We start from the raw sequence: 23638 nt of genomic DNA, 5'->3' as shown, positions 1-23638 counted from the left end.
ATGCGCGAACGGCTGGGGCGCGAGTGCCTCTATGTGCCGTCCTGCCGGCTCGGTCTGTATGTGGCGCTGCGGCACTGGTGCCCGCCCGGCGGCCGGGTGCTGATGTCGCCGGTCAACGACGACGTCATCTTCTTCGTGGTCCTCGCGGCCGGACTGCGGCCGGTGCAGGCGCCCCTCGATCCGCACGACGGATCCATCGACGCGGCCGCCGTACCGGAGTCCCTCTGGCCGCAGTTGTCCGCCGTCCTCACCACCAATCTGTACGGGAATCCCGACCCCGCGCCCGAACTGCGCCTCACGTGCGACCAGTTGGGCATCGCGCTCATCGAGGACGCGGCGCACGCCATCGGCAGCGAGACGGCCGGGCGCCCGGTCGGCGGTTACGGGGACGCGTCCGTCTTCAGCCTCTCCAAGCACACCGCGGCCAAGGCGGGCGGCTTCCTCGCGATCGCCGACCCGGGCCTGCGCGACGCCCTCACCAAGACCCGCGACGAACTGCTCACCCCGCCCCGGACGAGCACCGAACTCGCCTACTGGGCCCGGCCGTACGCGGAGGCGACGGTCCGCGGACTGCGCCTGGCGCCCGCCGCCTGGGCGGTGCTCAGGATGCTCGGACAGCAGGAGCGCGAGGACATCCGGATGGCGCTGCGCCCCGAAGAGCTGATCCGCGCCCTCGACGCGGCGCCGGACCTGGCCGCCTTCCACTCCTGGGTACGGGTCGACATGCACGACTACCGGGCGAGCGCGGGCAGGCGCCGACTCGCCCGGATGGAACGGAAGTTGGCGCGACTCGACGCCGTGCTCGACGCCCACCGCCGGGGTGCCGTCAAGCTGCTCGCCACCGAATGGGCGCCGCCGAAGCCGGGGCCCGTACAGCCGCTGTTCCGGGTGCCGCTGCTCGTCGAGGACCGGGACGCGGCTCGCGCCGCGCTCGCCCGGGAGCGGATCACCGTGGGCTATCTGTACGACCCGCCGCTGGACGACTACGCGGGCGAGGCCTTCACCGACCCCTCCCCCGCGCCGGAGGCCGGGCGCTGGTTCGCCCGACACGCCCTGCCCGTCGACCCGTTGCGGGCCGAGCGCGCCATCGCAGTGCTGCGGAAGGCGGGCATCCGGCCCGCGAGGGGCGGCCCCGCCGGTGTCTGACACGGCCAGAACCGGGATCGAGGACATCGCCGCCGTGTCGTCCGACCGGGCCGTCGCCGACAACCCCGGCCCGCCCTCCGCCCAGGGCAGCGGCGACTCGATGTTCCGCAACGCCTACGCCCTGATGCTCTCCACCGCCGTATCGGCCGCGCTCGGCCTCGGCTTCTGGCTGGTCGCGGCCCGCTACTACAGCGAGGAGGCGGTCGGGCAGGGCTCGGCCGCGATCGCCGCGATGAAGCTGCTCGCCTCGATCACCGCCACCACCATGATCGGCGCGGTGGTCCGCTACATACCGCGGGCCGGCCGCGCGACCGGGACGCTGGTCCTGCGCGCCTATGTGGCCAGCGCCGTCGTGGTGGCGGTGGCCTCCGTCGTCTTCCTGTTCACGCTGCCGCTGTGGGGACCCTCGTACGAGCCGCTGTCCGGGCTCACCGCCGGGGTGATCTTCACGGTGTCGTCCGTGGCCTGGTCGATCCTGACCCTTCAGGACGGCGTCCTGACGGGGCTGCGCAAGGCGATCTGGGTGCCGGTCGGCAACGCAGTGTTCTCGCTCACCAAGCTGCTGCTCCTCGCCGCCTGCGCGACCCTCGCCCTCGGCGTCTTCGTCTCCTGGGCGGCGGCGATGGTGTGCTCCATCCTGCCGCTCGGCTGGCTCGTCTTCCGCAGACTGATCCCCGCGCAGGCCGCCGCCGACCGCGACCGGCCGGTCCCGGAACTGCGCGAGATCGGCCGCTTCCTGGCCGGCGACTCGGTCGGGGCGCTGTTCTCGCTCGCGATGATCAACCTGCTTCCGGTGATGGTCGCGGTGCGCTTCCCGGCCGCGCAGAACGGCTTCTTCTTCATCGCGTACACGGTCGGCGGGACCATGGAGTTCATGGCCATCAACATGGCCTCCTCGCTCACCGCGCACTCCTCGCACAGCCCGGACAAGCTCGCCGACGGGGTGCGCGGCGCGCTGCGCCGGATGGCCCTCCTGCTGATCCCGGTCGTGCTCTTCCTGGTCCTGTTCGCCCGCCAGATCCTCGCCCCGTTCGGCGGCAGCTACGCCCAGCACGGCACGCTGGTCCTTCAGTTGCTGGCCGCCGCCGCGATCCCCCGGGTCGCCGTCGAGCTGTACATCGGCGTGCTGCGCGTGCAGGGGCGCACCGGCATGCTGGCGATCCTCCAGGGCGCCATGTGCACCCTGGTCCTCGGCAGCGCGGCGGTGCTGCTCGGCGTGTTCGGCATCTCCGGCGCCGGCTGGGCGCAGCTGTGCGCGATGACCCTGATGGCGCTGTGCTGCGTGCCCGGACTGCGCGGCGCACTCGCCGGCCGCGCCACCATCCACACCCCGGGCAGGCCCAAGTCGGAGGAGTACGGCACCAGTTGGGCCCGTCGGGCGCAGGCCGCCCGGACCGAGGAGGCTCTGGAGTACGGCACCCGCTGGAGCACCCAGACCGCGTATCTGCGCGGCGGCATGGACACCGCCACGCCCGCGCTCGGCATCCCCGTGTACGTACCCGGCGCCCACCCCGAACAGGGCTCCGCGACCACCCTGCACCTGCGCATCCTGCCGGAGCCCCGCGAGGGCGACGAGTCGCTGCTCACGACCGCGCTGTGGCTGCTGCTGGGACTTGCGGCGGGACTGTTCTGGGTGCCGCTGTCGCGGGCCGCGGACACCCCCGGCGCCCGCCTCAACGGCACCGGCCTCCTGCACGCGCTGCCGCCGGTCAGCCTGACCGCGGGGGTGCTGCTCATCGTGGTGTGCAGCGCGGCGGTGTCGCTGTACCGGCCGCGCCCGGGGCTGCTCGCGGCCGGTCTGTGGGTGACGGTCGCGGGCCTGCACACCGCGCCGGTCATCCTCGGCGTGCAGCCGGTTGCGGTGTCCGGCCCCTGGCACGCCCAGCTCGCCCGCTTCCTCGCCGAGACCGCCGGGTTCGCCGACCGGAGCGGCGTCGAGCGCTGGCTGCCGACGGCGCTGCAACTGCTGTGCCTGGCGCTGGCGACGGTGACCCTGCGCGCCCTGGGTACGCACTGGCGGATCACCTCGGTCGTGGTGTGGGTGCTCGCGGTGGCGGGCTGGGCGGCGCAGCAGACGTTCGCCGCGATCGCCCTGCCCGTCTTCACCGGGCTGTGCGCGACCACGGCGGCCGCGCTGGTCCACCGCTGGTTCAGCGACCGGGGTGAACGCCCGGCGCCCGGCGCCCGGGTGACCTGATCACCGTCCGGCCCCGGGTTTGGCGCGGGTGCGCTCCGCGGCACCCCGGGTCGCGGCCGGAAGCGGCAGCCCCGGGAAGGCGCAGGCCACGGTCGAGAAGGCGGCCAGGCAGATCAGGAACGCCGTCCCCGAGAAGCCGTGCACGAGAAAGAGGCAGGTGGACACGAGCGCCCCGAACGACAGGCTGAGCGGCGCGGCGAGCGCGAGTGCCTCCAGGCGGGCCCCGGGTCGCAGGGTGTCGGGCTGCGGGTACAACAGCGCGAAGCCGGGGCCGAGGGCTACGAAGAGCAGTACGGGGATCCAGCGGGCCGGTGTCGCTGCCGGCAGCGCGGTGGCGGCCAGCGCCAGCCACCCGGAGAGGGCGACAGTGGCTCTGATGTGCGTCTGCTTGAGGGTCATTGTGACGACCTCCGGGTCATTGAGGGCCGATCCTTCACGTACGTTGCTGCTCGACCGCGGGCCGCCGACACGTTGTCGCGCAGTTCCCCGCGGGACTATGGGGTGCGGCACCGCAGCACCCAAGCCCGCCCGGCGTTTGAGGACCACGTGCCGGGTGACCGGAAGGCGGGGTCAGGACCGAGGCGCCTGGTACTCCAGCACCGTTCCGTACGCGGTCTGATCGATGATCCGGAACTTCGGCGAAGCCTCCAGCTTGGTCTTGAGCTCCTGGAAGCCGCCGGCCGGCAGCAGTCCCTCCCCCGCCGTGTAGATGTCCTGCGTGCGCGTGAGGATGAAGTACACCGGCCGCCCGTCCTTCGGCAGCTGGGGTTCCAGATAGCCCACCGGATCCCTCAGCATGACCTCGTTCTGGGGCAGTTGCTGTTCGGCGACGTACCAGTGTTCCAGTTGGTCGTAGCGGTGCAGCGACTGCGGGAAGGAGCCGGTGACGGCGAGGATCATCGAGCCCTTGGGCGCGTTGTCGAGCACCTTGGTCACCATCGCCGTCTCCGCGGGCGGCGTGTAGTACATCCGCTCCTTGCCGTAGTAGGCGGGGATGAACCCGGCCACGAGCAGGACGAGCACCACCGGCAGGGCGACGGCCGCGACGCGCCTGCGCACCACGGGGCTGATCCGCGCCTTGCCCGGCCCGGCCGCAGGCGCCGGCACCAGCGCCGCGGCCGCGAAGAACGCGGCGCCGGGCAGCCCGAACAGGTAGACGCGGAAGAGCATTTCGCCGCCGTAGTCGTTGACGGCGAACAGCGGCACCGGCGCCACCGACACCAGCAGCAGCGGCAGCGCGCTCCTGACCAGCTTGCGCCGCTGGACCACGGCGACCACCGCGAGCCCGGCGATCACCAGGACCATGACGACGTCGGCCCGGCCCTGCAACACCGGCCCGGGGCCGGTGAGTTGACCCGCGTATCCGGCCCGCGAGTTGTTGAGCAGGTTGCCGACGGACTCCTTCAGCGAGGCGAGCGTCTCCACGAACAGCGGACGGCCCATCGTGACGTCCCAGATCAGCATGATGACGGCCGTGACGACGAGCAGCCCGGGGTTGCGGTAGCGCCGGGTGAGGTTGAGGGCGATCAGAGCGACGCACAGCATCACCGGGGTGAGCTGGTGGGTGAAGTTGATGGCGGCGATCATCGGGGCGAGGATCGCGACGCAGACGGCGCGCTGGCGCTTCGTGGTGGGCGGCGGAACGCTGGCCGCGGCCGGGTCGAGGTTGGCCCGCGACCTCAGCTCGCCCGCGGCCCCGGGGCGTACGAAGTGCCGGAACACCACGGCGAGCACGGCCAGGTGCAGGATCAGCGCCATGCCCTGGGGCGAGAAGTAGTCCTGGCCGACCCAGTTGGCGACCTCGAAGATCCACACACCGGTCCACACCAGACGCCAGTCCTCTGCGAAGGTGCGGTAGATCAGGACGAGCACCGGGATGAGGACGACGCCGTAGAACAGCGAGGCCCAGTTGAGGTACGAGGCCGCGGTGTCCACGCCGAAGGCGCGCACCAGACCGGCGTTGAGGGTGAAGAAGCCGGGCCACTGGTCGTACGCCGCCATGTTGCCGGAGAGCGGCACGCCCGGCCGCAACTCCTGGTTGGCCAGGAGGTGGTTGACCACCGCGTCGTGCTTGGACGACCAGGGGTAGCGCACCGAGTCGTAGAGGATCGCGGTGGGCGCCTTGAGGGCGAAGAGCAGGGCGACGCTGTAGAGCCCCGGCCACCAGGGCGCCGTGCCCGCCCGCCGCAGGCTGACGACGAACCCTGCGGTGAGGACCGCGAGGGAGAGGCAGAAGGCGGCGGGCAGCTTGTCGAGCAGGCCCCAGTCGCCCATGTGGCGGTAGTCGATGTGCCCCAGCGCGTACACCCACAAGGCGGCCGCGACCACCAACGGCAGCCAGGTGAACAGTAGTTGAGGCTGTATCAGATCCGGTCTCGACCAGCGCGGGGCGCCCTTCGCGGGTCCGTCCGCCGCCTGCTCCTCGGCCGTCCCGCCGGGGGGCGGCTGCCCGCTCCCCTGGACCGGCGTGGGCACACGTTGCTGCACAGTGCGACTCCCCCCACAGATGTGGTCGCGGCCGTCACGCCGCTGTCCCCTGGCTGTCCCCTTCAGCGAAGTATAGGAACACTCTTCGCGTTTGTGTGGCTACACCGATACACCGCAGACCGCTCCTCTCCTCGTCTCACCCCGCGAAGACGGGCCCCTTCACGGCGGCCCTGGCCCTGCGGTAGAGCCGCCAGCCGACCGTCCGCAGCGAGTCGTTGTACGGGGCCGCCCGTGCCCCCTCGCCGCGCATCCACGCCTCGACGTCGGCGAGGGTGTGGCCGCGGCGCAGGATGAGCCGGGCGATGCGGAAGGCCTCGTCGCGCTCCGAGCTGAGCGCGTGCCGTACCGCCACGGCCGTCTGGTACCCGGCGGCGCGCGCGGCCGTGCGCACGGCGCGGCTGTTGTAGCCGTGCGGATAGGCGAGATGGTCGATCCGGTGGCCGAGCGCGTCCTCCAACACCGCTTTGGATTCCACGAGTTCGCGCTTGAGAGCCCTCGGCGTGAGGGTGTCGAGCTGGGGGTGCGAGACGGTGTGGCCGCCGACTTCGAGGCCGTACTCCTCCAGGAGCTTCGCCTGGTCGAGGGTCATCATCGGGGCGGGCGGCAGCAGGCTGCGGCGGCCGGGCGTGATCGCACCGGTGGTGAGGTAGGCGGTGGCGGGCAGACCGCGCTCGGCGAGCGCCTCGGCGGTGCGCCCCGGCAGGTCGGCGAACCCGTCGTCGAAGGTGAGCGCGACGGGCCGGGGCGGCAGCGGGGCCCGGCCCGCGAAGTGCGCGGCGAGCGCGGCGATGGTCACCGGCGTGCGTCCGCTGTCGCGGATGACGTCGAGCTGCGCCGTGAACTGCCGTGGTGTGACGGTGAATTCGGCGATCCAGTCCGGCGGGTCGTCCATCACCGCGTGGTACAGGAGCACCGGGATGCGGGGCGCCGCGCCGCTCATCGGGCCGCCTCCCAGGGCAGCCGGTGGCCGCGCACCCGGCGCCGGGCGCGGAGGTAGCCGATTGGCCCGTACAGCATGCCCCTGCGCTCCAGGCGGGACAGCGAGCGCGGCCACGGGTAGCTCTGCGAGCCGTGCTCGCCGGGTACGGACTGCTCGCCGGCGTCGCGGTGGGCGCTGATGGCGAGCGCGTGCGCGACGCCGCGCGGCACCCGGGCGAGCAGCGCGGGCAGCAGCGCCGGGCGGCGCACGATGATCGCGGTGAGGTAGGCGGTGAGCCCGGCGCCGTATCCGTACGCCTGGTTCTCCAGGTCCTGCCAGGTCTCGCGGTGGTGGTGCCAGACGAGCGCCTCGGGCGTGTAGCTGAGCCGGTGGCCCGCGACGACGACCCGCGCGAAGGCGTACAGGTCGTCGCCGCCCCGGGCCGGGGTTCCGGTGCCGGTGGCCGGGTCGAAGCCGCCGACGGCGCGCAGTACGCGGGCCCGGAAGGCCATGTTGGCGCCGGAGCCGAATCTGCCCGCCGTGAACGGGAACAGCGGCTCGTCGGCGGGGGGCCTGCGCGGGTCGAAGTGCCGGGGCGCGAAGCCCTTGGTGAAGCCGCCGTGGCTTTCAAGGAGGATCTGGGCGGGGGTGGTCAGCCGGGCGGGCAGGATGAGCCCGGTGGCGCAGCCGAGCCGGGGATCGCCCGCGAAGGGCGCGGCCAGCGAGGAGAGCCAGCGCCGGTCGGCGATCACGTCGTCGTCGGTGAACGCGATGATCTCGCCGTGCGCGCACGCGACGCCCCGGTTGTGGGCGGCGGCCAGGCCCGGCACGGGTTCGGCCGCGTAGCGCACGCCGAGCGCGGCGTAGCGCCGCCCGATCAGCTCGCGGGTCTGGTCGGTGGCGGGGTTGTTGTCGACCACGAGGATCTCGTAGTCGGGGTGGTCCTGACCGAGCAACGAGTCCAGGGCGCGGGCCAGTTGGCTGGCGCGCTCCCGGGTGGCGACGACGACGCTGGCGCGCGGCAGCGCCACGGCGGGCGCGGGCCGCTCCTCGGGCACGTATCCGGTGAGCTGCTTGCGGGCCGCCCCCGCGAGCACCTCGGCCGCGTCGTCGCCCTCCCTGACCTGTCCGAGCACCGTCCCGACCGGCCGCCCCCGCAGCCGCACCAGGACGTACACCTCACCGGGGCCGACCGGCGGCCCGCCCGGCGCGGGCGTCAGCGACAGGACGTCCCCGTCCAGGCCGTCGAGGTCCAGCTCCCCCACGCTGATCCCCTGACTGATGCCCTGCTGTCTCACGAGGTTCTGGGCCTCCGGGCCGTGCGACGACTGCGACCTGTCCGACACTGCGTTTCCCCCCGAGCTCCGGGTGTCCCGATGACCGTGCCCCGTCGGGGGCTACCTTCCGGCGCCGCGCAGCCGCCCGGCCTGCCTCAGGCCGCGCTGCGCGAACTCGGCGAGCCGCGGCCGCTTCCGTACGAATCCGTGCGCCCGGCGGGACGGCTCGCGGCCGATCCAGTGCAGCACCGCGCCCGCGCCGGGCCTGGTGGAGGCCCCCTCGTACACCGGTATCTCGCCGGTCTTCAGCGCGTCCTTGTACTCGGCGGCGCCCCGCCCGAGGTCCAGCATCCCGATGCCCTCGGCCGCCGCGGCCTCGGCCATCCGCAGATGGAGCACGAGACCCGGCGAGTACTTCGCGAACTCCGGGTCGTACGCCGGGAACCAGCAGGCCAGGACGGTGGCCGAGCGCAGCCCGAAGTGGGCGGCGACCGGCTTGCCGCCGGCGTACAGGACCGAGAGCACCCCCGAGCAGCCGGGCGCGCGGGTGTGGGCGAGCTGTCGCACCAGGGTGTTGATCCACTCCTGGGCGAACCGGTCGCGGCGCCCGGTGCGGCGGTACTGCGCGGACTTCCACTCCATGAGCTGGGCGAGCACCGCCGGATCCCGCTCGTCGAAGACGAACCGGACCTCCCCCGCCTGCCGCCCCAGCCTGCGCTCCTTGGCGGTCGTCGTCCTGAAGAACTTCGGCGACCGCTGCCGCAGGATCGTTTCGTACGCCTCGTAACCGGCCCCCACGTCGATCACGAAGGAGGCGTACTCGGCGGCCGCGTCCGGCGCGAAGTGCGGCTGGCCCGCCTCCAGGTTGTCGAACACCCAGGACGACAGACCGCAGGAACGCATCAACTCGTCGCGTTCCAGGGCGAGTTCAGGCCGTGCGATCAGGCCCTGGCAGTCCGAGACCCCGAACCCGACGGCCCGTCCCTGCCCCACTTTTCCCTTCTCGTACGGGAAGAAGGCCGCGGGTTCGCCCCCCTCGTACACCACGGCCACGCGCGCCGAGGACCGGACCCGGCCCACGGCCAGGGTGAACTCGGGCTCCATGAAGGGATTCGCCGGCGCACCCGACTTGGCCCGCAGCTCCCGCCAGATCTCCAGCTCCCCGGCGCTCAGATCGCCGGGCCTGGCCACTCGTATGCGTCCCCGTGCGCCCTGGGCGGCGCCGCTCCCGCGCTGACTGCTCAACTCGACCCCCCGGTCTCCGCCCGAGCCACGCTGAACCTGGACGGTACCGGTCGATTTCACCCGACGGTAGGTACTGTCCCGGAGTTTGTGACCATACGGTGAAGGTTGGTACAGCGGCGTCGATGTGGCCGCTCCTTGGGCTTGACGGCGGGCGGGACGGGCGGGGCCGGGCGTACGCGTGAGGGGTCCGGCATGAGCTAATGCACGGTATGAGCTACTTCATGACCGACCTGACGGGCGCCTCCGTCGACGAGCCCGACGAAGCGACCATGCGCACCATCCTGGACGGCCTCGCCGACGCCGACACCGAGCACCCCGACGTCTCGCTGACCCATGAGAACGGGTGGTCGCTGAGCGTCTTCCCGAGCGGCGAGCTGCTGTGGCTGCTGTGGGAGAACCTGGACGACCCCGACACGGCGCCGCGCCAGCTGTCGGGCGTGACCGAGGACGAGGTGCTGCGGCTCTTCGCGCTGCTCGCGGCGGGCGAGACGGCGGAGATCGAGCGACTGGCCTCCTGAGCGCCCCGGGCGGGGGCGGCGGCGCGGCCGCCCTGCCCGGTTCAGACCTTGCGGCCCCGGCGCCAGACCTCGCCGACCAGCGGGACGCCGGGGCGGTAGGCGAGGTGGACGTGCGAGGGCGCGTCCAGGAACGCCAGGTCGGCGCGGGCGCCCGGGGCGATGCGGCCGATGTCGGTGCGGCGCAGCGCGGCCGCGCCGCCGGCGGTCGCCGACCAGAGCGCCTCGTCGGGGGTCATCCTCATGTCCCGTACCGCGAGCGCGATGCAGAACGGCATCGAGGACGTGAAGGACGAGCCCGGGTTGCAGTCGGTGGACAGCGCGACGGTCGCCCCGGCGTCCAACAGCCGTCTGGCGTCCGGCCATTGGGCCCGGGTGGAGAACTCGGCGCCGGGCAGCAGGGTCGCGACCGTCGCGCTGTTGGCGAGGGCGTCGACGTCGGCGTCCGTGAGGTGGGTGCAGTGGTCGGCGGACGCGGCCTCCAGCTCGACGGCGAGCTGCACGCCGGGCCCGTACGTCAGCTGGTTGGCGTGGACGCGCGGCAGCAGCCCCCTTGCCTTGCCCGCGGTGAGGATCGCGCGCGCCTGGTCGCCGTCGAAGGCGCCCTTCTCGCAGAACACGTCGACCCAACGGGCGTACGGGGCACAGGCGTTGAGCATCTCGCCGGTGACCAGGGCGACGTATCCGGCCGGGTCGTCGGCGTACTCGGGGGCGAGGATGTGCGCGCCGAGGTAGGTGACCTCGTCGGTGTGCCCGGCCGCGATGCGCAGCGCGCGGGCCTCGTCGGCGACGGTGAGGCCGTAGCCGGACTTGGTCTCCTGGGTGGTGGTGCCCTGGCGCAGCGCCTCGGCGATGTACCGGGCGACATTCGCGCTCAGCTGCTCGTCGGAGGCGGCCCGGGTGGCGGCGACGGTGGTGCGGATGCCGCCCGCCGCATAGGCCTGGCCCGACATCCGGGCGTTGAACTCCTGGGTGCGGTCGCCCGCGAAGACGAGGTGGGAGTGGGAGTCCACGAAGCCCGGGATCACGGCCCGGCCGCCCGCGTCGACGCCGTTGTCAGTGGCGGGTGCTTTGCTTGATTCACCGACCCAGGCGACGCGGTCGCCGTCGATGACGACGGCCGCGTCCTGGATCAGACCGAGGGGAGTTCTTCCCCCACTCTCGAATTTGCTCGAGCGGGGGGACCCCCATCCGAGGGAGGGGTCGTTGGTGACCAGGCTTGCGATGTTGGTGATGGCTGTGGTGGTCATCGCGGGGGTGTTCTCCAACGGGTTCGGGGGCAGCGGACGGCACGGGTTGGGGGTCAGCCCCTCAAGGCTGCGACGGACTCGGCCAGTGCGCGCGGGACGTCCGGCACGAGCGCGTGCGCACCGTCCCGTACGACGTGCCGCCCGCCCACGACGGTGTGCCGCACATCGGCGGCGGTGGCCGCGAATACGGCCGTCTCGGCGGCCAGCCGGGGCACCGGGCCCGCTGTTCTGACGGAGTCCAGCGCGATGGTGGTGAGGTCGGCGAGGGCGCCCGCCTCGATCCGGCCCGCCTCGTGCCAGCCGAGGGCGGCCTGCCCGTCGGCGGTGGCGGCGCGCAGCAGCGAGGCGGCCGTCCAGTGGCCCCGGGTGCGGGTGCGCAGCCGCTCGTCCAGTTCCATCGCGCGCGCCTCTTCGAGGATGTCGATCACGGCATGGCTGTCGCTGCCGAGCGAGAGCGGGGAGCCGGCCCGCTGGAGCGCGGGGGCGGGGCCGATGCCGTCGGCGAGGTCGCGTTCGGTGGTGGGGCACATGCAGGTGCCGGTGGCGGTGGAGCCGAGCAGGGAGATGTCCGCGTCGGTGAGGTGGGTGTTGTGGACGCCGGTGGTGCGCGGCCCGAGCACCCCGTGCTCGGCGAGCAGCTGCGTGGGCGTCATGCCGTACGCGTCGAGACAGGCGTCGTTCTCGGCGGTCTGCTCGGAGAGGTGCACATGGAGCGGGGCCCGCCGCGCCTGGGCCCACTGCGCCACCGTGCCCAACTGGCTGCCGGGAACGGCCCGTACGGAGTGGATGGCCGCGCCGATCCTGGCGTGGTCGCGGTCCTTGAGAACTGAACAGCGTTCGGCCCAGGCCTCGGCCGTGCCGTCGCAGAAGCGGAGCTGGTGGGTGTTGGGGGCGGCCCCCCGGTGGTCCTCGGTGATGCCGGAGGAGAGGTAGGCGGTGTCGAGGAGGGTGATGCGGATGCCCGCCTCGGCGGCCGCGGCGATCAGCGCCTCGCCCATCGCGTTGGGGTCGTCGTAGGGGGTGCCGCCCGGCGCGTGGTGGAGGTAGTGGAACTCGCCGACGGCGGTGATCCCCGCGAGCGCCATCTCCGCGTACACGGCGCGGGCGAGCGCGTGGTAGGAGTCCGGGGTGAGCCGGGACGCGACCTGGTACATGGTCTCGCGCCAGGTCCAGAAGGTCCCGGAGCCGACCTGCACGGTGCCTCGCAGGGCCCGGTGGAAGGCGTGCGAATGGGCGTTGGCGAGCCCGGGAACGGTGAACCCGCGCAGCACCACGGCACCGGGCGGCGGCGTCCCGGCTCCCGTGCGCACAGCGGCGATCCGGCCGCCGTCCGCCACGTCGACCACCACGCCCGGCTCGACCACGGGGTCGAGCCAGGCGTGCTCAAGCCAGTACGTCACCTGCACGCCAGGCCCTCCAGTACATCGGCGAGTGCGAGCACCCCGGCCACGCAGTCGTCCTCGCCGGCGGACTCGGCCGGGGAGTGCGAGACGCCGGTGGGGTTGCGCACGAACAGCATGGCGGTCGGGATCGATCCGGACAGGATTCCGGCGTCGTGTCCGGCGCCGGTTCCCAGGACCGGGGTGTGACCACCGAGGATCTTGCCGATCTCGTCCCGCAGCGCGTGCTCGAACTCCACCACGGGGGTGAAGGACTCCCGCACCACGCTCAGGTCGACCCCGTCCCGCTCGGCCCGCTCCTTCGCCGCCCGCTCGATCGCGGCGACCACGGTGTCCAGGGTGGACTGGTCCGCGGCCCGCGAATCGAGCCAGCCGCGCACCAGGGAGGGAATGGCGTTGACGCCGTTGGGCTCGCAGGAGATCTTGCCGAAGGTGGCGACGGCGCCCGCGAGTTCGGCCTCACGACGGGCGGCGAGGACGGTCTCGGCGTACGTGAGCATCGGGTCGCGCCGGTCGACGAGGCGGGTGGTGCCGGCGTGGTTGGCCTCACCCGCGAAGTCGAACCGCCACCGCCCGTGCGGCCAGATGGCCGAGGCGATGCCGACGGCGTCCCCGCTCAGGTCGAGCGCCCGGCCCTGCTCGACGTGCAGCTCCACGAACGCGCCGATGCGGGCGAGGCGTTCCGGGTCCGGACCGATGGCGTCCGGGTCGTACCCGGCCCGCTCCATGGCCTGCGGGAGGCTGATCCCGTCGGCGTCGCGCAGCCGGTGCGCGGCCTCGACGGTGAGCTGCCCGGCGGCGAGCCGCGACCCGACGCAGGCGAGCCCGAACCGGGCGCCCTCCTCGTCGCCGAAGTTGGTGATGGCGAGCGGCCTGCTGAACTCCGCTCCTCTGCGCCGGAGTTCATCGAGCGCGGCGAAGGAGGACACGACACCGAGCGGCCCGTCGAAGGCGCCGCCGTCGGGCACGGAGTCGAGATGCGACCCGGTGACGACGGCGTCCCCGGCCTCGCGGTCGCCGAGCCAGGCCCACTGGTTGCCGTTGCGGTCGACCTCGTAGCCGAGCCCGCGCGCGGTGGCCTGCGCCTGGAACCACTCCCGGCACTCGGAGTCGGCTTCGGTCCAGGCGAACCGCCGGTAGCCGCTGGATTCAGGGTGCCGCCCGATGGGGGCGAGCTCGCGCCACATCTCCTGGAAGGAGGCTGCCGAGCTCGGCATGCCCGGCCCGTCCGGGGCCTGAGGGCGAGCGCCCTCAAGGCGCGAACGGGGGTCCGGGGACGGAGCCCCCGGGGCGACCCCCTGGGCGGGCGGGGTCACTCGCCCTCCCGCATCGGGATGCGGACGCCGCGCTCGTCGGCGACGGACTCCGCGATGTCGTACCCGGCGTCGACATGCCGGATGACGCCCATCCCGGGGTCATTGGTGAGGACGCGCCGGATCTTCTCGCCCGCCAGCTTCGTGCCGTCGGCCACCGACACCTGCCCGGCGTGGATGGAACGGCCCATGCCGACCCCGCCACCGTGGTGGATGGAGACCCAGGAGGCACCGGAGGCCACGTTGACCATGGCGTTCAGCAGCGGCCAGTCGGCGATCGCGTCGGAGCCGTCGAGCATCGCCTCGGTCTCGCGGTAGGGCGAGGCCACCGAACCGCAGTCGAGGTGGTCACGGCCGATGGCCAGCGGAGCCGCCAGCTCCCCGCTCGCCACCATGTCGTTGAAGCGCTCGCCGGCCTTGTCGCGCTCGCCGTAGCCGAGCCAGCAGATGCGTGCGGGAAGGCCCTGGAAGTGGACCCGCTCCCCCGCCATCTTGATCCAGCGGTGCAGGGACTCGTTCTCGGGGAAGAGTTCGAGCATCGCCCGGTCGGTCTTGTGGATGTCCGAGGCCTCGCCGGACAGCGCGGCCCAGCGGAACGGGCCCTTGCCCTCGCAGAAGAGCGGGCGGATGTAGGCGGGCACGAAGCCGGGGAACGCGAACGCCCGCTCATACCCTGCGAGTTGGGCCTCGCCACGAATGGAGTTGCCGTAGTCGAAGACCTCGGAGCCCGCGTCCATGAAGCCGACCATGGCCTCGACGTGCCGGGCCATCGACTCGCGGGCGCGGGTGGTGAAGCCCGCCGGGTCCTTGGCCGCGTACGTCGCCATGTCGTCGAAGTCGACGCCCACCGGAAGGTAGGAGAGCGGGTCGTGGGCCGAGGTCTGGTCGGTCACGATGTCGATCGGGGCGCCCTCGGCGAGCATGCGCGGGAGCAGCTCGGCCGCGTTGCCGAGCAGGCCGATGGAGAGCGGCTTGCGGGCGTCGCGCGCCTCGACCGCCAACTGGAGCGCGTGCTCAAGGGAGTTGGCGCGGACGTCGAGGTAGCGGTGCTCGATGCGGCGCTCGATGGCGCGCGGATCGACGTCGATGCAGATGGCGACGCCGTCGTTCATGGTGACCGCGAGCGGCTGGGCGCCGCCCATGCCGCCGAGGCCGGCGGTCAGGGTGATGGTGCCGGCGAGCGTCCCGTCAAACTTCTTCGCGGCGACGGCGGCGAAGGTCTCGTAGGTGCCCTGGAGGATGCCCTGGGTGCCGATGTAGATCCAGGATCCGGCCGTCATCTGGCCGTACATGGTCAGACCCAGCTGCTCCAGGCGGCGGAACTCCTCCCAGTTCGCCCAGTCGCCGACCAGGTTGGAGTTGGCGATCAGGACGCGCGGGGCCCACTCGTGGGTCTGCATCACGCCGACCGGGCGGCCGGACTGGACGAGCATCGTCTCGTCCTGCTTGAGGGTCCGCAGCGTGCGCACCATGGCATCGAAGGAGCGCCAGTCGCGGGCGGCCTTGCCGGTGCCGCCGTAGACGACGAGCTTGTCGGGGTGCTCGGCGACCTCGGGGTCGAGGTTGTTCTGGAGCATGCGCAGCGCGGCTTCCTGCTGCCATCCCAGGGCGCTCAGTTCCGTACCGCGCGGTGCCCGTACGGGGCGGGGTCCTGACATGGCGATGCCTCCTCGTGACCTGATCCAGATATTCACATCCTGGGTCACTGAATAGAACTAGTCAATAGAACGATGGCTCTGCACATCCGCCCACCCGGTGATTGGCTTGATCGCATGACTTCCCAGGCACGGTCCGCAGCGGCCGGGACAGCGGCGGCCGAGCGCCGCGAGCAGGCCGTACGGGCGGCGGTGGGGCAGGGTCTCGCCGGGCCCGACGCCCCCATCGTCGCCCTCCTCGACATCACCGGCATCCGCGCCGGCGCGGCCGCGCTGCGGGACGCCTTCGCCGCCGTGACCGACGCGCCCGTGCTGCACGCCTTCGCCGTGAAGGCCTGCCCGCTGGTCCCCGTACTGCGGCTGCTGCACTCCGAGGGCCTGGGCGCCGAGGTCGCGAGCCCCGGCGAGCTGGCGCTGGCCACGGCCGCCGGGGTGCCGCCCGCCGCCACCGTGCTCGACTCCCCCGCCAAGACCCCGGCCGAGCTGCGCGAGGCGCTCGCCCTGGGCATCGCCGTCAACGCGGACAACCCCCAGGAACTGGCCCGCCTCGACGCGCTCGTGGGGTCGGCGCCGACCTCCTCACCGATCGGGCTGCGCGTCAACCCGCAGCTGGGAGCGGGGTCCATCGAGGCGCTGTCCACGGCGACGGCCACCTCCAAGTTCGGGGTGGCGCTGCTCGACGAGGGCGCCCGGGAGTGGGTCGTGCGGGCCTATCTGGAGCGCCCCTGGCTGACCCGGCTGCACACGCACTCCGGCTCGCAGGGCGTGGCGCTCCCCCTCATGGCGCAGGGCGTCCGGGCGGTGTACGAACTCGCCGAGGAGATCAACGCGGCGGCCGGCCGGCGGCAGGTCGACACGCTCGACATCGGCGGGGGGCTTCCGGTCAACTTCACCTCGGACGAGGAGACGCCGACGTACGCCGCCTACGCACGGCTCCTGAAGGACGCGGTGCCGGGCCTGTTCGACGGGCGGTACGCGCTGGTGACGGAGTTCGGCCGGTCGCTGCTGGCCAAGCACGGCACGGTCCTCGCCCGGGTCGAGTACGCGAAGACCTCGGGCGGCCGCCCCATCGCGGTCACCCACGCCGGGGTGCAGATCGCCGCCCGCACCGTGTACGCGCCGGCCTCCTGGCCGCTGCGCATCGAGGCGTACGACGCCAAGGGCCGCCCCAAGGCGGGCCCGGCCGTGGCGCAGGACATCGCGGGACCCGCCTGCTTCGCCGGGGACCTGCTCGCCGAGAACCGCCCGCTGCCGCTGCTCGAACAGGGCGACTACGCGGGAGTGCTGGACACGGGGGCGTACTACTTCGCCCACCACTACTCCTACAACTCCCTTGCCCGGCCCGGGATTTACGGCTTCACGGCGGAGCCCGACGGCGTCCGGTTCGCGACCGTGCGCAGTCCGCAGCCGATCGCGGACCTGGTCGCCGAGGCGGGCGGCGCCCACGCGGACGCCCTGCTCGCCGACCGGACCTGAGCGCCCGCGAATTCAGCGGCGCCGGGCTCCGCCGGGTGCGGCGTCGCCCGCGCTCAGGCCGGTCGTCCTGAAGCCCCGTACCCGCTTGCCGACCGGCCGCCCCTGGGGCACCCAGTCCGTGCGGACCCACAGCAGCGCGTCGGCGGCGCGCTCGCGCCGGCCGAGCCAGGCGGCCTTCAGCCACAGTCCCGCCCCGGCGCCCGCCATCAGTAGGCCGCCCGCGCCGGGCAGCGCGAAGGCGGAGCCGACCGCCGCGAGGAAGGCGAGCAGCAGCCACCAGCGCCAGGCCCGGCGCCAGGTGCGTACGGTCACGGAACGGGCCTGCAGGAAGTCCGCCTTGGCGGCGCGGGAGGCGGCCCCGGCGAAGTGCGTGTAGCGGCGGCGCCGGGCGAGGAACACCACGGCCGCCGCGACGACACCCAGCGCCGCGCCCGCGAGCAGCCCGATCCTGCGGCCGGTGAGACTGACGGGCAGCGCCCCGCCGATGCCGGCGGCCAGCAGGCCGAGCCACCACAGCGGGCCCGCCCCGGCCCGTACGATCACCGCCACGCGCGCCAGCGCCTGCGCTCCGCGACCCACGCTCCACCTCCGTGCCGTCGACGTCCTGGCGCGGAGGTTAGCGGGAAAATCTGAGCGGTTCGTGAGAGCGGCGCGTCCGCGAGAGCGGGCGTGCGCCGCGAGAGGCCGGGGCGGCTACTCCACGAACAGGCCGCGCGCGGCGGCCTTCGCGTCGAACTCCTCCAAGCGCGCCTGCGCGTCCGGGAGGTCGTCGCACATGGCCTCCAGAAGGACCCGGCCGAGCAGCATCGGCGCGCACGCCGTGTCGAAGGCGAGCCCGGTCCCCACGGCCGCCGGGATCAGGAGATCGCTGTACTTGGCGACTGGCGCGAAGGCCGAGTCGGCGACCGTGACCACGGTCAGCCCGACGGACTGCGCGTACCCGAGCGCCTCGACGACCTCCTTGGGATGCCGCGGCAGCGCGAAGCACAGCAGCGCAGAGGCCCCGGCCCGCAGCGCCGCGTCGATCCGGTCGGCCAGCATCGTGCCGCCCTCGTCCAGGAGGCGTACGTCGGGGTGGACCTTGGCCGCGAAGTAGGCGAAGCCGCGGGCCTGCGAGGAGGCCGCGCGCAGGCCGAGCACGGGCAGCGGCCGGGACGCGGCGAGCAGCCGGCCCGCCTCCTCCACCGGGCGCGGATCGGCGAGCAGCCCGGCCAGGTGCTGGAGGTTCTCGATCTCGGCCCGCACCGCCTGCTGGTACTCGTTGTACGTGGTCTGCGCGGGCTCGCCGGCCGCGGCCGGGGCCACCTCGCGCAGGTGGCGGCGGAGCGCCGGGTAGCCGTCGAAGCCGAGGGCGACCGCGAACCGGGTCACCGACGGCTGGCTGACTCCGGCGAGTTCGGCGAGTTCGACGCTGGACAGGAACGGCACGTCGGCGGCGCGGCGCACCATGCAGTGGGCGATGCGCCGCTGGGTCGGGGTCAGCCGGCGCCCCTCGAAGAGCAGGTGCAGCCGTGCGGCAGGGCTGTCGCTCATGCCGTCCCCCTTCGTACGTACAAATCCGTCAAGTCCGTGAGCTGGTCGAGCGGTGCGGCCGCCCGGGAAGGTACAGCGTGACCGACCGCGGCCGGACCGGTCGGCGAATCCCCCGAGGCGTCCAGGGGGTGGGACGACAACATGCGCGAACACCACCATTCCCGGGCACCGGGCCAACGACTCGGGTACGGGCCATTGACAAGCTATTCAGTCACCCAGAACTCTGCATGACGATATACAGCCGGGCAAGCCTGCACCGCCCTTCGCCGCGAAGGAGCACCCCTTCCCATGACCGAACCCGCCGCACCGGCCGCGTCCCTCGTCGAGCGCCGCTCCATCGACGTCGTGCCGGACGACGAGCGCCACGGCCGGGCCTTCGACCAGTTCACGCTCTGGCTCGGCGCGAACCTCCAGATCACCGCCGTCGTGACGGGCGCCCTCGCGGTGGTCTTCGGCGGCGGTGCCTTCTGGTCGCTGATCGGCCTGGTCGTCGGCAATCTGGCCGGCGGCACCGTGATGGCACTGCACTCGGCGCAGGGGCCGCGCCTGGGACTGCCGCAGATGATCTCCTCGCGGGCCCAGTTCGGCGTGAAGGGCGCCGTGGTCCCGCTGCTCCTGGTGATCGTGATGTACGTCGGATTCTTCGCGAGCGGAAGCGTGCTCGCGGGCCAGGCGGTCGGCGAGCTCACCCACCTCGGCGCGACCCCCGGCATCGTCATCTTCGCGCTGGTCACCGCGGTGACGGCCACGATCGGCTACCGGGTGATCCACGCGCTCGGCCGGGTGGCGAGCGTGATCTGCGCCCTGGCCTTCGTCTACCTGGGCATCCGCCTGCTCGATCGCACCGACCTGACGGCGGTCCTGCACGACCGCGCCTTCGACCTGCCGATGTTCCTGCTCGCGGTCTCGCTCTCCGCGTCCTGGCAGCTCGCGTTCGGCCCGTACGTCGCGGACTACTCGCGCTATCTGCCCCGCACGACCAGCACCCGCGCCACCTTCTGGTGGACGCTGGCGGGGTCGGCGCTGGGGTCGCAGTGGTCGATGACCTTCGGCGTGCTGGTCGCCGCGACCGCGGGCGACGCCTTCCTCGCCAACCAGGTCGGTTACGTCGTCGGGCTCGGCGGCACCGGTCTGATCGCCTCGTTCCTGTACTTCACGATCGCGCTCGGCAAGCTCACCATCAACGTGCTCAACACCTACGGCGGCTTCATGTCGCTGGTGACCGGCGTCAGCGGCTTCCGCGCCCAGAAGACCGTCGGCCCGCGCGCCCGCGCCCTCTACATGACGGGCATCATGCTGGCCGGCACGGCGGTGGCCCTCGCCGGCAAGGACTCGTTCCTGACCTCGTTCAAGGACTTCCTGCTCTTCCTGCTGACCTTCTTCACCCCGTGGTCCGCGATCAACCTGGTCGACTACTACCTGATCTCCCGCGGGCGCTACGACATCCCGGCCCTCTTCGACAGCGGGGGCCGCTACGGGGCCTGGCGCTGGGACGCGCTGCTGGTGTACGGGATCGGCGTGCTCGCCCAACTGCCCTTCCTGGCCAGCAGTTTCTACACCGGCCCGCTGGTCGAGCGGCTCGGCGGCGCCGACGTCTCCTGGATCGTGGGTCTCGCCGTCCCGGCGGCGCTCTTCTTCGTGCTGGCACGAGGAAGGAATACGGGGGCTAGCCCCACTGCACACGCGCCCTCGGCTCCGTACCTTGAACAGCATGGACGCCCGTGACACTGAGCTCAGGCCCGGCCCCCTGAGGGACGCCGAGCTCAAGAAGGAACTCGACGCCACCCTGCACGCCCGCCGGGAGCTCGGCCCCGAGTACGAGTCCGCGCTCGTCGACTCCTTCCTGGAGAAGGTCGAGCAGCGGGTCGACGGCTCGGTTGACCGGCGGATACGGCGCCAGCTCGCCGAGCAGCAGATGGTCGTGGCCCGCGGCGGCCGCCCGTCCCCGGACGGTTCGGAGAGCCGCTTCGGCGAGCGCTTCGGCTTCGCCATGGTCTCGCTGATCCTCGCGATACCGCTCTCCGCGATCGGCGTGGTCAACGCGGGCTTCGAGGGGCTGGTCGTCACCTGGCTCGGCATAGTCGCCGTGAACGGGGTGCACGCCGCGCAGGCCTGGCCGTGGCTGCAGCGCAGGCGCCGCACGGCCGAGATCGACTGAGCGGGAGTGCCGGGCGGCAAGCCGCAATCGCCCATCGGCAAGCGGCAGTTCGGCAATCGGCGGGCAGCCGGGAAAAGGTGATCGCGGGGACCGCCACACCCCCGGTTGCCCGGGGGGCGGGACGACGGCGGTCCCCGCGAGGGACACGGTCCCGGGTCAGGGCCGGTCTCCGCGTCCTTGGGCGTCGGGGGAAGTCCGGGAGCCGCTCCGGAAGTTCCTTGACGCCGCTGGTGCGCCGGCCGGGTCGCCCTGCCCGGGTTCCCCTGCCGACATCCACCAATGTGCCCGAGCCGTGTTAAGCCGGTGCTGCGCGCACATGTCGCGCTCGTACCAGTTGTGCGACTTCACCGACTCGGGCCGCGCGCGGCGGAGTTACTGCGCGGTGCGGGCCAGGAAGGCCAGCAGGTCCTGACGGCTGACGACACCCGTCGGCTTGCCCTCGACCAGCACGATCGCCGCATCCGCCTTGCCGAGCACGGACATCAGGTCGCCGACCGGCTCGCCCGAGCCGACCTGCGGCAGCGGCGAGCTCATGTGCTTCTCCAGCGCGTCGCCGAGCGAGGCGCGCTGGGTGAACAGGGCGTCAAGCAGCTCGCGTTCGACGACCGAGCCGATGACCTCGGCGGCCATGACGTCGGGGTGACCGGCGCCCGGCTTCACGATCGGCATCTGCGAGACGCCGTACTCCCGCAGCACCTCGATGGCCTCGCCGACCGTCTCCTCGGGGTGCATGTGCACGAGCGAGGGCAGGTGACCGGCCTCCTTGAAGCCGAGCACGTCGGAGACGCGCGCCGAGGGACCGGCCTCCTCCAGGAAGCCGTAGTCCGCCATCCACTCGTCGTTGAAGATCTTCGAGAGGTAGCCGCGGCCGGAGTCCGGAAGGAGCACGACCACCACGTCGTCCGGGCCGAGGCCCTCGGCGACCTTCAGCGCGGCCACCACGGCCATGCCGCAGGAGCCGCCGACGAGCAGGCCCTCCTCCTTGGCCAGGCGCCGGGTCATCTGGAAGGAGTCCTTGTCGGACACCGCGACGATCTCGTCGGTGACGGTCCGGTCGTACGCGGTCGGCCAGAAGTCCTCGCCGACGCCCTCCACCAGGTACGGACGGCCGGAGCCGCCGCTGTAGACGGAGCCCTCCGGGTCGGCGCCGATGATCTTCACCTTGCCGTCGCTGGCCTCCTTGAGGTAGCGGCCGGTGCCGGAGATGGTGCCGCCGGTGCCGACGCCCGCGACGAAGTGGGTGATCTTCCCCTCGGTCTGCTCCCACAGCTCGGGACCGGTGGTCTCGTAGTGCGAACGGGGGTTGTTCGGGTTGCTGTACTGGTCCGGCTTCCAGGCCCCCGGCGTCTCGCGCACCAGGCGGTCCGAGACGTTGTAGTACGAGTCCGGGTGCTCCGGGTCGACCGCCGTCGGGCAGACCACGACCTCGGCGCCGTACGCCCGCAGCACGTTGATCTTGTCCGTGGAGACCTTGTCAGGGCAGACGAAGATGCACTTGTAGCCCTTCTGCTGGGCCACGATGGCGAGGCCGACACCCGTGTTGCCACTGGTCGGCTCGACGATCGTGCCGCCTGGCTTGAGCGCGCCGGACTGCTCGGCCGCCTCGATCATGCGGACGGCGATCCGGTCCTTCACCGAGCCGCCCGGGTTGAAGTACTCGACCTTGGCCAGGACCGTCGCCTGAATGCCCTGGGTCACACTGTTGAGCCTCACCAGCGGGGTGTTGCCTACGAGGCTGATCATCGAGTCGTGGAATCGCACCGTTGTCTCCGGGTCTCCGATTAGGTTCTGCCAGCGTATGCGGAGTACGACGGGGCTGTTCACCTTGCCGCTGGATTGAGCGACACCCGCCACCGGGCAGTTAGGTGGTGTACGACTGCGACGCTAGGAGGTGGCGGTGTCGGGGACTCTGTCGAGAGCCAGGGTGGCACGGCGGATCGCGACGGGCGCGGCGTTCGGCGGCGGCAGCATCGGGCTGCTCGCCGGGGCCACCGTCGGCGTCGTCCTGGCCGAGGTGGCTCTCGCCAAGCGCCTGGTGGGCGGCGGATCCCCGCACGCCCCCACCGCGGACGGCCTCTACGGAACCGCCTTCGCCGACGGTACGCCGCCGATCAGGCTCGGCATGCTGGGCGACTCGACGGCGGCCGGCCAGGGTGTGCGCAGAGCGGGGCAGACCCCGGCCGCGCTGCTGGCCTCGGGGCTCGCGGCGGTCGCCGAGCGCATGGTCACCCTGCGGAACGTGGCGCTGCCCGGGGCCCGCTCGGACGACCTGGAACGCCAGGTCTCCCTCCTGCTCGAAGACCCCGACCGCACCCCGGACGTCTGCGTGATCATGATCGGCGCGAACGACGTCACCACACGGATGGCGCCGACGGCATCGGTGCGCTACCTGTCCACCGCCGTACGCCGGCTGCGTACCGCCGGGGCCGAGGTGGTCGTCGGCACCTGCCCCGACCTCGGCACCATCGAACCCGTCTACCAGCCGCTGCGCTGGCTGGCCCGGCGGGTCTCGCGGCAGCTCGCGGCGGCGCAGACGATCGTGGTGGTGGAGCAGGGGGGCCGCACGGTGTCGCTCGGCCACCTGCTCGGCCCGGAGTTCGAGGCGAACCCCCGGGAGCTGTTCGGGCCCGACAACTACCACCCCTCGGCCGAGGGGTACGCGACTGCGGCGATGGCGGTGCTGCCCACGCTGTGCGCCTCGCTCGGGCTGTGGCCGGAGTCCGACCACCCCGACGCGTCGCGGAACGAGGACATTCTGCCGGTGGCCAGGGCGGCGTCCGCGGCGGCGGCGCAGGCGGGTACGGAGGTCGCGGCGGCCCGCGCCCCCTGGGCCCTCCTGAAGCACCGCCGGCGCCGCCGCCTCCCCGCCCCGGCCGAACCGACCCCCCACAGCTCCCCGGCAGAGCCGTAGGGGCGCGCTGGGGGTTTGCCCACCCGCCCGCCCGTGACTCGGAGTTGAGAAGGCTGACCCCTGGGGCTGCGCCCCAGACCCCCTGAGGGGCTCCGCCCCTCGAACCCCAGCGGGGGCTCCGCCCCCTGCACCCCCTTCGGGGGCTGCGCCCCGGCC

General features: G+C 72.7%; 19 protein-coding genes. 7 read left to right on the top strand and 12 right to left on the bottom strand.

The annotated features are described in order from the left end of the window. Both ACIQ8J_RS16880 and ACIQ8J_RS16875 read left to right on the top strand, forming a co-directional pair. A complete protein-coding gene (locus ACIQ8J_RS16880) occupies window positions 1-1146 on the top strand; it encodes a DegT/DnrJ/EryC1/StrS family aminotransferase (protein ID WP_403271670.1) in 1146 nt (381 codons plus the stop codon). A gap of 100 nt (window positions 1147-1246) precedes the next feature. After that, complete coding sequence (locus tag ACIQ8J_RS16875) at window positions 1247-3343, top strand: lipopolysaccharide biosynthesis protein (RefSeq protein WP_403271668.1); 2097 nt, start codon at window positions 1247-1249, stop codon at window positions 3341-3343. Here the strand turns inward: ACIQ8J_RS16875 and ACIQ8J_RS16870 are convergent, their stop codons facing one another. The 5 genes from ACIQ8J_RS16870 to ACIQ8J_RS16850 form a co-directional block, all read right to left on the bottom strand. Next, window positions 3344-3742: a hypothetical protein gene (locus tag ACIQ8J_RS16870; protein WP_403271567.1), complete on the bottom strand. Its 399-nt coding sequence runs from the start codon at window positions 3740-3742 to the stop codon at window positions 3344-3346. It lies immediately after the preceding gene. Window positions 3743-3913: 171 nt separating this feature from the next. Further along, the gene (locus ACIQ8J_RS16865; protein ID WP_403271565.1) at window positions 3914-5830 is read right to left on the bottom strand and encodes a hypothetical protein; all 1917 of its coding nucleotides are present in this window, start codon (window positions 5828-5830) and stop codon (window positions 3914-3916) included. A 136-nt stretch (window positions 5831-5966) separates the two neighbouring features. Next, a complete protein-coding gene (locus ACIQ8J_RS16860) occupies window positions 5967-6770 on the bottom strand; it encodes a polysaccharide deacetylase family protein (RefSeq protein WP_403271564.1) in 804 nt (267 codons plus the stop codon). Further along, complete coding sequence (locus tag ACIQ8J_RS16855) at window positions 6767-8020, bottom strand: glycosyltransferase (RefSeq protein ID WP_403271666.1); 1254 nt, start codon at window positions 8018-8020, stop codon at window positions 6767-6769. Before ACIQ8J_RS16855 ends, ACIQ8J_RS16860 begins: the two co-directional genes overlap by 4 nt. A 126-nt stretch (window positions 8021-8146) precedes the next feature. Beyond that, window positions 8147-9217: a GNAT family N-acetyltransferase gene (locus tag ACIQ8J_RS16850; RefSeq protein ID WP_403271562.1), complete on the bottom strand. Its 1071-nt coding sequence runs from the start codon at window positions 9215-9217 to the stop codon at window positions 8147-8149. A gap of 275 nt (window positions 9218-9492) precedes the next feature. Between ACIQ8J_RS16850 and ACIQ8J_RS16845 the strand changes: the two genes are divergently transcribed. Beyond that, window positions 9493-9789, top strand: a complete 297-nt coding sequence (locus ACIQ8J_RS16845; protein WP_403271560.1) for a hypothetical protein — start codon at window positions 9493-9495, stop codon at window positions 9787-9789. Between the two features lie 41 nt (window positions 9790-9830). Here the strand turns inward: ACIQ8J_RS16845 and hutI are convergent, their stop codons facing one another. The 4 genes from hutI to hutU all read right to left on the bottom strand — a co-directional run bounded on the left by hutI (window position 9831) and on the right by hutU (window position 15407). Further along, the gene (gene hutI, locus ACIQ8J_RS16840) at window positions 9831-11036 is read right to left on the bottom strand and encodes an imidazolonepropionase (RefSeq protein ID WP_403271558.1); all 1206 of its coding nucleotides are present in this window, start codon (window positions 11034-11036) and stop codon (window positions 9831-9833) included. Window positions 11037-11089: 53 nt separating this feature from the next. Then, window positions 11090-12442, bottom strand: a complete 1353-nt coding sequence (locus ACIQ8J_RS16835; RefSeq protein ID WP_403271557.1) for a formimidoylglutamate deiminase — start codon at window positions 12440-12442, stop codon at window positions 11090-11092. Next, complete coding sequence (locus tag ACIQ8J_RS16830) at window positions 12433-13653, bottom strand: allantoate amidohydrolase (RefSeq protein ID WP_403271555.1); 1221 nt, start codon at window positions 13651-13653, stop codon at window positions 12433-12435. The genes ACIQ8J_RS16835 and ACIQ8J_RS16830 overlap by 10 nt, the downstream gene beginning before the upstream one ends. A 95-nt stretch (window positions 13654-13748) precedes the next feature. Continuing rightward, window positions 13749-15407 (bottom strand): urocanate hydratase, encoded by a 1659-nt coding sequence (gene hutU / locus ACIQ8J_RS16825; RefSeq protein ID WP_403271553.1) that lies wholly within the window; start codon window positions 15405-15407, stop codon window positions 13749-13751. Between the two features lie 114 nt (window positions 15408-15521). Between hutU and ACIQ8J_RS16820 the strand changes: the two genes are divergently transcribed. Further along, the gene (locus ACIQ8J_RS16820) at window positions 15522-16880 is read left to right on the top strand and encodes a diaminopimelate decarboxylase (protein ID WP_403271551.1); all 1359 of its coding nucleotides are present in this window, start codon (window positions 15522-15524) and stop codon (window positions 16878-16880) included. 12 nt (window positions 16881-16892) lie between these two features. On the opposite strand, the gene ACIQ8J_RS16815 is transcribed toward ACIQ8J_RS16820, so the two are convergent. After that, window positions 16893-17459 (bottom strand): hypothetical protein, encoded by a 567-nt coding sequence (locus tag ACIQ8J_RS16815; protein ID WP_403271549.1) that lies wholly within the window; start codon window positions 17457-17459, stop codon window positions 16893-16895. A 114-nt stretch (window positions 17460-17573) separates the two neighbouring features. Beyond that, window positions 17574-18413, bottom strand: a complete 840-nt coding sequence (locus ACIQ8J_RS16810; RefSeq protein WP_403271547.1) for a MurR/RpiR family transcriptional regulator — start codon at window positions 18411-18413, stop codon at window positions 17574-17576. A 288-nt stretch (window positions 18414-18701) separates the two neighbouring features. On the opposite strand from ACIQ8J_RS16810, the gene ACIQ8J_RS16805 reads away from it, so the two are divergent. Next, window positions 18702-20138 carry a purine-cytosine permease family protein gene (locus ACIQ8J_RS16805; protein WP_403271545.1) on the top strand — a complete coding sequence of 479 codons (1437 nt, stop codon included), beginning with the start codon at window positions 18702-18704 and terminating at the stop codon, window positions 20136-20138. Next, window positions 20125-20571 (top strand): hypothetical protein, encoded by a 447-nt coding sequence (locus ACIQ8J_RS16800; RefSeq protein ID WP_403271543.1) that lies wholly within the window; start codon window positions 20125-20127, stop codon window positions 20569-20571. The genes ACIQ8J_RS16805 and ACIQ8J_RS16800 overlap by 14 nt, the downstream gene beginning before the upstream one ends. 372 nt (window positions 20572-20943) lie before the next feature. Here ACIQ8J_RS16800 and ACIQ8J_RS16795 read toward each other — a convergent pair whose 3' ends face one another. Continuing rightward, the gene (locus tag ACIQ8J_RS16795; RefSeq protein WP_403271541.1) at window positions 20944-22332 is read right to left on the bottom strand and encodes a cystathionine beta-synthase; all 1389 of its coding nucleotides are present in this window, start codon (window positions 22330-22332) and stop codon (window positions 20944-20946) included. 163 nt (window positions 22333-22495) lie between these two features. Here ACIQ8J_RS16795 and ACIQ8J_RS16790 point away from each other — a divergent pair, with 163 nt between their 5' ends. Continuing rightward, the gene (locus ACIQ8J_RS16790; RefSeq protein WP_403271664.1) at window positions 22496-23482 is read left to right on the top strand and encodes an SGNH/GDSL hydrolase family protein; all 987 of its coding nucleotides are present in this window, start codon (window positions 22496-22498) and stop codon (window positions 23480-23482) included. Window positions 23483-23638: the final 156 nt, after the last annotated feature.

The sequence above is a fragment of the Streptomyces sp. NPDC094147 genome, from assembly GCF_044764265.1.
Classification (GTDB): domain Bacteria; phylum Actinomycetota; class Actinomycetes; order Streptomycetales; family Streptomycetaceae; genus Streptomyces.
The sequence above is the reverse complement of the archived record's forward strand: the minus strand, read 5'-3'. Positions and strand labels throughout refer to the sequence as shown.